A 9,370-nucleotide genomic window follows, 5' to 3' on the forward strand; every position below is an offset into this window, starting at 1 on the left:
TTTCCCGGAAATTCCCGAGGGGCGGTCAGTTGATCGGGAGGCGGGTGTCGCCCATCAGGTACTGGTCGATGCCGCGGGCCGCGGCGCGCCCCTCGGCGATCGCCCAGACGATGAGCGACTGGCCCCGGGTCATATCGCCGGCGGTGAACACGCCGGGCACCGACGTCATCTTGTTCTCGTCGGCCCAGACGTTGCCGCGTTCGGTGAGCTGGACGCCGAGCTGCTCCAGGAGGCCGCCTTTCTCGGGGCCGAGGAAGCCCATGGCGAGGAGCAGGAGGTCGACCGGCTCCGAGAACTCGCTCCCGGGAATCTCGCGCATGACCTGGCGGCCGTGTTCGTTGACGAATTCGACCCGCACGGCGTGGAGCGTCGTGAGGCGGCCGTTTTCGCCGGAGAGGCGAGTCGTCATGATGCAGTAGTCACGGGTGCCGCCCTCCTCGTGGGCCGAGGAGACGCGGTAGATGTTCGGGTAGAGCGGCCAGGGCTGCTCGGGCGGACGGCTGGCCGGCGGCTTCGGGAGGATTTCGTACTGGAGGACTTCGCGTGCGCCCTGGCGGAGCGCGGTGCCGAGGCAGTCCGCGCCGGTGTCGCCGCCGCCGAGGATGATGACGCGCTTGTCCTTCGCGCTGATGAATTCGTCCTCGGGGATCTCGTCGCCGGCGTTCCGGCGGTTCTGCATCGGGAGGTACTGCATGGCGAAGTAGACGCCCTTGAGCTCGCGGCCGGGCACCTGGAGGTCGCGCGGCTGGGTCGCGCCGCCGGCGAGGCAGATGGCGTCGAACTCCTCGAGCAGTTCCCGGGCGTCGATGTCCTTGCCGACGTTGACGCCCGCGCGGAAGACGACGCCCTCGGCCTCCATCTGGGCGAGGCGGCGGTCGAGGAAGCGCTTCTCCATCTTGAAATCCGGGATGCCGTAGCGGAGGAGGCCGCCGATGCGGTCATCTCGTTCGAAGACCGTGACTTCGTGGCCGGCGCGCGCGAGCTGCTGCGCGCAGGCAAGCCCGGCCGGGCCGGAGCCGATGACGGCGACCGTCTTGCCGGTGCGGTGGGTAGCCGGCTGGGGCTTCACCCAGCCCGCCTGCCACGCATACTCGATGATTTCGAGTTCGACCTGCTTGATGGTGACCGGGTCGTTGTTGATGCCGAGGACGCAGGCGGCTTCGCACGGGGCCGGGCAGAGGCGGCCGGTGAACTCCGGGAAGTTGTTCGTCGCGTGCAGGCGGTCAATCGCGTCGCGCCACCGGTCGCGGTACACGAGGTCGTTCCAGTCGGGGATGATGTTGCCGAGCGGGCAGCCCTGGTGGCAGAAGGGGATGCCGCAGTCCATGCAGCGGGCGGCCTGGGTCTTGAGCTTCTCGAGCGGGAACTCTTCGTAGACTTCGAGCCAGTCGTGGACGCGCTGGTCCACGGGCCGGCGCTTCGGCGTTTCGCGGGAGTACTCGAGGAATCCGGTCGGCTTAGCCACGGGCAGCTCCAACGGTCGGGGTGTGCGTGCCCTGCGCGCCGTCCTGCGACTGGTAGCGCTGCTGCTCGAGCACGCGGCGGTAGTCGGTCGGCATGACCTTGACGAACTTGCGGGCAGCCGCCGGCCAGTCGGCGAGCAGGCGCTGGGCGACCGTGCTGCCGGTGTACTGGACGTGCCGCTCCAGCAGCCCCTTCACGAGGTCGAGGTCTTCCGGCTCTTCGAGCGGTTCGAGGCCGACCATCTCCATGTTGCAGCGGGTGTGGAAGTCGCCGTCTTCGTCGAGGACGTAGGCGATGCCGCCGCTCATGCCGGCAGCGAAGTTCCGCCCGGTGCGGCCGATGATGACCGCCCGGCCGCCGGTCATGTACTCGCAGCCGTGGTCGCCGGTGCCTTCGACGACGGCGACCGCGCCGGAGTTGCGGACCATGAACCGCTCGCCCGCGACGCCGCGGAAGAAGGCTGCGCCGCTCGTCGCACCGTAGAGCGCGACGTTGCCGATGACGATGTTCTCTTCGGGTACGAAGGTCGCGTCCTTCGGCGGGTAGACGATGATTTTGCCGCCGGAGAGGCCCTTGCCGATGTAGTCGTTGGCATCACCTTCGAGACGGAGCGTGATGCCGGCGGGAAGGAAGGCCCCGAAGCTCTGGCCGGCCGAGCCATGGAAGGTGATATCGATGGTGTCGTCGGGGAGGCCGGTGTGGCCGTACCGCCGGGTCAGTTCACTGCCGAGCATCGTGCCGACGGTGCGGTTCACGTTGCGGATCGGCATATCGAGCACGACCTTTTCGCCGCGCTCGAGGGCTGGCTGGGCGAGGCGGATGAGCTCGTTGTCGAGCGCCCGTTCGAGGCCGTGGTCCTGGGTCGTAATGCAGCGCGTCGCAACGCTGGCATCGACCTGCGGCCGGTAGAGGATGGCGCTGAGGTCGAGGCCCTGGGCCTTCCAGTGGTCGACGGCGCGGCGCACATCGAGGAGGTCCGAGCGGCCGATGATCTCGTCGAGCGAGCGGTAGCCGAGCTGGGCGAGGTACTCCCGCACCTCTTCGGCGATGAATTTGAAGAAGTTGACGACGTGCTCGGCGCGACCGGCGAACTTCTCGCGCAGGGCGGGATTCTGGGTAGCGATGCCGACCGGGCAGGTGTCGAGGTGGCAGACGCGCATCATGATGCAGCCCATCACGACCAGCGGGGCCGTCGCGAAGCCGTACTCCTCGGCGCCGAGGAGCGCGCCGATGATGACGTCGCGCCCGGTTTTCATCTGGCCATCCACCTGGACGACGATGCGGTCGCGAAGTTTGTTCATCACCAGCGTCTGCTGGGTCTCGGCGAGCCCGAGCTCCCACGGCAGGCCGGCGTGCTTGATGGAGGTGAGGGGGCTCGCGCCGGTGCCGCCGTCGTGCCCCGAGATGAGGACGTGGTCGGACTTGGCTTTCGCCACGCCGGCGGCGACCGTGCCGACGCCGACTTCGGCGACGAGCTTCACGCTGATGCGGGCGCGCGGATTCGCGTTCTTCAGGTCGTGGATGAGCTGGGCGAGGTCTTCGATGGAGTAGATGTCGTGGTGCGGCGGCGGGCTGATGAGGCCGACGCCCGGGGTGGCGTGGCGCACCTCGGCAATCCACGGGTAGACCTTCGTGCCGGGTAGCTGGCCGCCTTCGCCGGGCTTCGCGCCCTGCGCCATCTTGATCTGGATTTCGTCGGCGTTCACGAGGTACTCGCTGGTGACGCCGAAGCGGCCGGATGCGACCTGCTTGATGGCGGACCGGCGGGAGTCGCCGTTCGGGTCGGGCGTGTAGCGGCGGCGGTCCTCGCCGCCTTCGCCGGTGTTGCTCTTGCCGCCGATGCGGTTCATGGCGATGGCGAGGGTCTCGTGCGCCTCGGCGCTGATGGAGCCGAACGACATCGCCCCGGTGGCGAACCGCTTGTAGATGTTCTCAGCCGGCTCGACTTCTTCGATCGGGATGGGCGGCCGGTCCGACTTGAGTTCGAAGAGGCCGCGGAGCGTGGCGAGCCGCTTGCTCTGGTCGTCCACGAGCCGGGTGTATTCGCGGAAGATCTGATACTGGCCCGTGCGGGTCGAATGCTGGAGGCGGAACACCGTCTCGGGGTTGAAGAGGTGGTATTCGCCGTCGCGGCGCCACTGGTACTGGCCGCCCCACGCGAGTTCGCGGAGGCCGCCGTCGCGGTCGGGGAAGGCCCGCTGATGGTGGGCGAGGACTTCCTGCGCGACCTCGTGGATGCCGATGCCGCCGATGCGGGAGACGGTGTTGGTGAAGTACTTGTCGATGAAGGCTTCGCTGAGGCCGACGGCCTCGAAGATCTGGGCGCCGCGGTAGCTCTGGATGGTGGAGATGCCCATCTTGGACATCACCTTCACGACGCCCTTCTTGATCGCCTTCAGGTAGTTCGCGCGGAGCTTCTCGATGGGGTAGTCGGCGGTGATGTAGCCGTCCTGGCGAACCTGCTCGAGCGAATCGAGGGCGAGCCACGGGTTCACCGCGCCGGCGCCGTAGCCGATGAGCAGCGCGAAGTGATGCACCTCGCGCGCGTCGCCGGTTTCGACGATGAGGCCGACCTGCGTGCGCTTCTTCTCGCGGACGAGATGGTTGTGGAGGCCGGCGACGGCGAGCAGGGAGGGGATCGGCGCGTGTTCGGCATCGACGCCGCGGTCCGAGAGGATGAGCACCTTCGCGCCGTCATCGATGGCGCGGTCGGCCGCGCGGAACAGTTCCTCCATCGCGGCTTCGAGGCCGGCCGGGCCCGCCTTCGCGGGGAAGAGCATCGGGAGGACCGTAGCCCGGAGGGCGTGGTCTTTGAGCGACTTGAACTTGGCCAGCTGCTCGTTGTCGATGAACGGATTGTCGAGACTGACGAGATGGCAGCTCTCCGGCTCGGGGTCGAGCAGGTTGCCCTCGGGCCCGATGACCGTCTTCACGGAGGTGACGAGCTCTTCGCGGATAGCATCGAGCGGCGGGTTCGTGACCTGGGCGAAGAGCTGCTGGAAGTAGTTGTAGAGCGGCTGCGGCCGGTCGCTGAGGACGGCGAGGGGCGTATCGGTGCCCATGGAGCCGACGGCTTCTTCGCCCTTCTCCGCCATCGGCCCGAGGTGGTACTTCTCGTCCTCGATGGTGTAGCCGTAGGCCATCTGCTGCTGGAGCAGGATGTCGGGCGGCGGGGGCGGCGGCGTCTCCGTTGCGGGGATATCGTCGATGTGGATGAGGTTGTCCTTCAGCCACTGGGCGTAAGGCCGCTCGTTCGCGAGCTTCATCTTCAGCTCGGTGTCATCGATGATGCGGCCTTCCTCGAGGCTGACGAGGAACATCTTGCCCGGCTGGAGCCGGCCCTTGAGGAGGACGCGCTCGGGCTCGATCGGGAGGACGCCGACCTCGGACGCCATGATGACGAGGTCGTCCTTCGTGACGTAGTAGCGGGAAGGCCGGAGGCCGTTGCGGTCGAGCACGGCGCCGATGTTGCGGCCGTCGGTGAAGGCGACGGAGGCCGGGCCGTCCCACGGCTCCATGAGGCAGGAGTGGTACTCGTAGAAGGCCTTCTTGGCCGGGTCCATGCTCTCGTGCTCCTGCCACGCCTCGGGGATGAGCATCATCATGGCGTGGGGTAGGCTGCGGCCGGCCATCACCAGCAGCTCGAGCGCTTCGTCGAGGCTGGCGGTGTCGCTGCCGTGCTCGTTGATGACGGGCAGGATCTTGTGGATGTCCGGGAAGTAGGGCGAAGCGAAGAGCGCTTCGCGCGCCGCCATCCAGTTGCGGTTGCCGCGCAGGGTGTTGATCTCGCCGTTGTGGGCGATCATCCGGTAGGGGTGGGCCAGCTCCCAGCTCGGGAAGGTATTGGTGCTGAAGCGGGAGTGGAACATGGCGAGCGCCGAGATGAGGTGGCGGTCGCTGAGGTCCGGGAAGTAACCGCGCAGCTGGGTGGCGGTGAGCATCCCTTTGTAGACGAGGGTGCGGCAGGAGAGGCTGGGGAAGTAGAACCATTCCGCGTCGCGGATGCCCCAGCGCTGGATGGCCTTTTCGAAGCGCTTCCGGATGACGTAGAGGCGGCGCTCGAAGGCGTCGTCGTTCTCGATCCCGGCGCCGCGGCTGATGAAGACCTGCCACATGTCGGGCTCGGCGGCGAGGGCCGTCGCGCCGAGGTCGGCGTTGTTCGTCGGGACCTTCCGCCACCCGAGGAGGTGCTGGCCTTCTTCTTCGACGATGGCCGCGAAGAGGGCCTTCGCCTGCTCGGTCGCGCGAGGGTCGCGGGAGGCGAAGAAGAGGCCAGCCCCGTAGTGGCCGGCCTCGGGCAGGCGGATGCCGAGCTGGGCGCACTCGCGACGGAGGAACTCGTGCGGCATCTGGATGAGGATGCCGGCGCCGTCGCCGGTGTTCGGCTCGCTGCCGGAGGCTCCGCGGTGGTGCAGGTGCTCCAGGGCGGAGAGGGCATCATCGACCAGCTTGTGGGACCGCTGGCCCTTCAGGTGAACGATGAAGCCGACGCCACAGGCGTCATGTTCCAGCCCTGGACGGTACAGACCCTGCTGCGCAGGCCTCCGGGGTTGCTGCATGCTGCGTCCCTCTCGAAGCGTGTCACCACCCGGCGGGATTGCGAAATGAAGAGAGCCGCGGGCGTCGCCGTGATTTCGGTGCGCCATTTGTGAAATGCTTCGCAATCTCACGCGAGAAGGTGGGTGAGCTTGAAGTATAACAGGCCGGTCAACCGGCGTCTCAAGTCCCCGGTTCGGCGGACTGCGGGAATCGTTTCGACGAGCGCGTATAATCCGGGCACCCTCGCCGCCGGAGCTGCCCGATGACCGACCCGTACTGGACTCCTGACCGCGTCGATGCGCTGGTCAGCGCGCGCGCCCGCATCCTCGGCCCCCAGGTCTGGGCGGCAGCCACGCCCGACCCGCGCCACCTCATTTCGTTTGCCGGGGGGCTACCCGATATCCCCTCGCTGCCGGCGGATGAACTGCTGCGGGCCGCGCATGCTGTGCTCGAACGCGAGCGGAAGGAGGCGCTCGAATACGGCGGGACGTTCGGGCCCGCGCCGCTCCGGGAGGCGATTGCGGAGCGGTGGACCCGGCTCGACGGCATCTCGGTGACGAAGGACCACGTCATCATCGCGAGCGGTTCGGCCCACGCGATCGGCATGGTCTGCGAAACGCTGCTGGACCCGGGCGATGTGGTGATGGTCGAAAGCCCGAACTTCCCCGGCTCGATGCGGACCATCCGGTCGTTCGGTGCGGAGCAGGTCGCCATCCCGCTCGACGCGGACGGGATGCGGACGGACATCCTGGAGGCGAAGCTGGCGGAGCTGGCGGCGCAGGGGCGGCGCGCGAAGTTCATCTACTGCATCCCGAACCACCAGAACCCGGCCGGCTGCACGATGACGCTCGAGCGGCGGCAGCACCTGCTCGAGCTCGCCCGGCGCTACGAAACGTTCATCCTCGAGGATGACGCCTACGGCGAACTCTGGTTCGAGGAGCCGCCGCCGCCGTCGCTGTTCGCGCTGAGCGGGGGCGAGCACGGCGTGAAGGTCGCGAGCTTCTCGAAGACGATCGCGACGGGCTTGCGGATGGGCTGGATCCAGGGGCCGCCGGCGCTCATCTCCCGCATCGCGGCGCTGCGGTACGACATGGGGACGAGCCCGTTCCTCGGCCGCGTCATCGCCGAGATGATCCGGAACGGCGACCTCGACCGGCACATCGAACGGCTGCGCGGCATCTACCGCCGGAAGCTCGCACGGGTCGAGGCGGCCCTGGCGAAGTACTGCGCGCCGTACATCAGCTACACCCGTCCGAAGGGCGGGTTCTTCCTGTGGCTGGAGCTCCGGCCGGGCATGAGCTCGCGCGAGGTGCAGCTCGCTGCGAACGAGCGCGGCGTCATCGTCGGACAGGGGCCGCAGTTCTTCGCCGACGGCCAGGCGACGAACCACTTGCGGCTGGCATTCAGTTATGTCGATATGGAAGAGATCGACGAGGGCATCCAGCGGCTCGGCGAGGCGATGGCAGACGTCGCAGCCCGCGCGGGTATCAAGTAGGGGCCGCCCGGGATGGACACGGTCTCGATCGGCTCCGTAACGATTGCGCCGCTGCTGGATGCGCCGGTGCTGATGAACCCGCGGCATTTCGTGCCGCAGCACGCCGACGCGTTTCTCGAGGAGTTCGGCCACCAGGCCGACGAGCGCGGCCTGTTCACGATGGCGATCACCTGCTACCTCGTGCGGTCGGCGGGCAAGACGATGCTCATCGATACGGGCCTCGGCCCGAGGAAACGGCCGGGCTTTCCGGCCGGCCGGCTCGACGCTGCGCTGCGCGATGCCGGGCTCGCTCCCGCCGACATCGACCTCGTGGTGCACACCCACCTCCACATCGACCACGTGGGCTGGAACACGGTGGACGGCGCCAGCGGCGAGCCGGAAGTCTTCTTTCCCCGCGCGGAGTTCGTCATCCAGCGGCAGGAGTGGGACTACTGGATGGCGCCCGAGCGCCTGGAAGCGCCCGGGAACGAGCACCTGCGGGACTGCGTCGCGCCGCTCCGCCACACGGGCCGCATCCGGTTCGTGGAGGACGAAACGGCGCTCGATGAGCACCTCGTGTTCGTGCCGACGCCGGGGCACACCCCCGGTCACGTCGCCATCGGGGTCGTCGATGGCAGCGACCGGGGCATCATCATCGGGGACGCCTCGCACCACCCGGCGCAGTTCATCCACCCGGACTGGTCCCCGGCGTTCGACGTCGACCCCGTGCAGTCGGCCGCGACCCGGGACGCGCTGTTCGAGCGGGCGATTTCCGAAGGACTGCTGTGGTTCGCCGGGCACTGGCCGCACCCGGGCATCGGACGGTTGACGCGGCGGGACGGCCGGCGAGTCTTCGAACCGCTGTGAGCTGTCTTGCCGGCGCGGGCCGCGGCCCGGTAGCGTTGCCCTGATGCGACGACTCGCAGCGGGGCTGGCGCTCCTCGTGGTCCTGCTCCCGGTCGCCCGGGGAAGCGTCCCGGCGGCGGCGGATGATTCGGGCGTTCTTTATGTCACATCCACGACGGACGGGCCCGGCACGTGTCCGCACCCGTCGAACTGCACGCTCAAAACGGCGATAGCGGTCGTGAACTCCGGGAGCGCGGCGACCACCATCCGCTTCGATGCAGGGGTCTTCCCGGCGGGTTCGGAGACGGTCATCGCGGTGGGGAGCGCGCCGTTGCCGGCGCTCACCCGGCCGGGGGCCGCGGTCGACGGAGCCGGCGCCGGCGTCGTGCTCCGGGGCGGCTCGGCCAGCCTCTCGACGCCGCAGGACGGGCTGCGGCTGGCCGGCGCCGGCACGTCGGTACGGGGCCTGACGTTCGAGGGGTTCACCGGCGCGTGCGTCGTCGCCGATGGGGACGGCTCAGCCGTCGGCGGTTCAGCGGGCAACACGTTTCGCGGCTGCGGCGTCGCGGTCCGGGTCAGCGGGGCGGCGGTCTCGGTCTCCGGGAACGAAATTTCCGGGCCAGCGGAAGGGGAGCGCGCCGGCACGGGGGTCGCGGTGACGGCCAGCGGGTCCGTCATCGGCGGCAGCGGCGCGGCGGCGAACCGGTTCACGCGGCTCGAGCACGGCGTCAACGTCGCGGGAAGCGCAGGCGGCGTCACCGGCACCCGCATCGAAGGAAATGAGTTCGACGACATCGCAGAGGCATGCCTGGCGCTCGAGCCGGGGAGCAGTGGCACCCTCGTGTCGTCGAACAGCTTCCGCCGCTGCGGGACGGGCATCTCCGTCGCTGCGGCGAACGACCTTCCCGCGTCGTCCCGGAACACGTTCCGGGCCAATACGTTCGCCGAGCTGCCCGGGCCGGCTATCGCGGTCGCGGCCGGGGCGAACGGCGGGGTCGGGCACCCATCGATCTCGCGCGCAACGCCTGCCGGCATCCAGGGGACAGC

General features: G+C 68.8%; 6 protein-coding genes. 4 read left to right on the top strand and 2 right to left on the bottom strand.

Going from position 1 to position 9,370, the window contains the following annotated elements; translation table 11 throughout:
- Positions 1–25 precede the first annotated feature (25 nt).
- Together N2041_RS03095 and gltB are read right to left on the bottom strand one after the other, a co-directional pair.
- Positions 26–1,465: a glutamate synthase subunit beta gene (locus tag N2041_RS03095; protein WP_297675698.1), complete on the bottom strand. Its 1,440-nt coding sequence runs from the start codon at positions 1,463–1,465 to the stop codon at positions 26–28.
- Positions 1,458–5,990 (bottom strand): glutamate synthase large subunit, encoded by a 4,533-nt coding sequence (gene gltB / locus N2041_RS03100; protein ID WP_297675706.1) that lies wholly within the window; start codon positions 5,988–5,990, stop codon positions 1,458–1,460. Before gltB ends, N2041_RS03095 begins: the two co-directional genes overlap by 8 nt.
- Here gltB and N2041_RS03105 point away from each other — a divergent pair.
- The 4 genes from N2041_RS03105 to N2041_RS03120 all read left to right on the top strand — a co-directional run.
- Entirely contained in the window at positions 5,871–6,116 is a 246-nt protein-coding gene (locus tag N2041_RS03105; RefSeq protein WP_297675708.1) for a hypothetical protein, read from the top strand. The two genes, gltB and N2041_RS03105, sit on opposite strands and share 120 nt — an antisense overlap.
- A gap of 149 nt (positions 6,117–6,265) precedes the next feature.
- The gene (locus N2041_RS03110) at positions 6,266–7,498 is read left to right on the top strand and encodes a PLP-dependent aminotransferase family protein (protein WP_297675700.1); all 1,233 of its coding nucleotides are present in this window, start codon (positions 6,266–6,268) and stop codon (positions 7,496–7,498) included.
- 12 nt (positions 7,499–7,510) lie between these two features.
- Positions 7,511–8,344, top strand: a complete 834-nt coding sequence (locus N2041_RS03115; RefSeq protein ID WP_297675702.1) for an MBL fold metallo-hydrolase — start codon at positions 7,511–7,513, stop codon at positions 8,342–8,344.
- Between the two features lie 43 nt (positions 8,345–8,387).
- A partial coding sequence (locus N2041_RS03120) for a right-handed parallel beta-helix repeat-containing protein (RefSeq protein WP_297675703.1) occupies positions 8,388–9,370 on the top strand: 983 nt, incomplete at its 3' end.

This window comes from Tepidiforma sp., assembly GCF_026419595.1.
Taxonomy (GTDB): domain Bacteria; phylum Chloroflexota; class Dehalococcoidia; order Tepidiformales; family Tepidiformaceae; genus Tepidiforma.